This window comes from Micromonospora yasonensis, from assembly GCF_026013475.1.
GTDB lineage: Bacteria > Actinomycetota > Actinomycetes > Mycobacteriales > Micromonosporaceae > Micromonospora > Micromonospora yasonensis.
Genome location: NZ_JAPDPH010000472.1, coordinates 1 through 707, shown reverse-complemented (window position 1 = coordinate 707; position 707 = coordinate 1). Strand labels below are relative to the sequence as shown.

Annotated in this window: 1 protein-coding gene; it reads left to right on the top strand. The window is 67.6% G+C overall.

Going from position 1 to position 707, the window contains the following annotated elements; translation table 11 throughout:
* Positions 1-40: 40 nt before the first annotated feature.
* Positions 41-707 (top strand): IS3 family transposase (locus ONA70_RS36405; protein WP_265011010.1); only part of this gene is annotated, 667 nt, incomplete at its 3' end.

The window sequence follows — 707 nt, the reverse complement described above, 5'->3', positions numbered from 1 at the left end:
CGCCAGCGCACGATCGAGGCGCGATGAGGAGCTGACCGCGGTGATCGAGCGGATCCACGCGGAGAACTACGGCGTCTACAGGGCCCGCAAGATCTGGCACGAGCTGCACCGCCAGGACATCGAGGCGGCCCGGTGCACCGTCGAGCGGCTGATGCGCGAGTCCGGGCTACGCGGGCTGCTGCGCGACAAGTCGCCACGCACGACCCGGCCCGCCGCCGAGACCAGCCGGCCCGCTGACCTGGTCAAACGGGACTTCACCGCAGCCGGCCCGAACCAGCTGTGGGTCGCCGACCTGACCTACGTGCGCACCAGCGTGGGCTGGGTGTACGCCGCGTTCGTCCTCGACGTGTACTCCCGCATGATCGTCGGCTGGCAGGTGTCCACGAGTCTCTACACCGATCTGGCTCTCGACGCGCTGAAGATGGCGATGTGGCGCCGCGAGAATCAAGGCGCTGACCTGGGCGGACTCGTCCACCACTCCGACCGGGGAGTCCAATATCGAGCGATCCGCTACACCCAGCGGCTCGCCGAGGCCGGCGCCGTCGCCTCCGTCGGCTCCAAGGGCGACTCCTACGACAACGCGATGGCCGAAGCGTTCAACTCCCTCTACAAAGCCGAACTCGTCCGCAACAAGGGACCATGGCGCGGACTCGACGACCTGGCGATGGCCACCGTCGAATACATCGACTGGTACAACAACCGCCGCT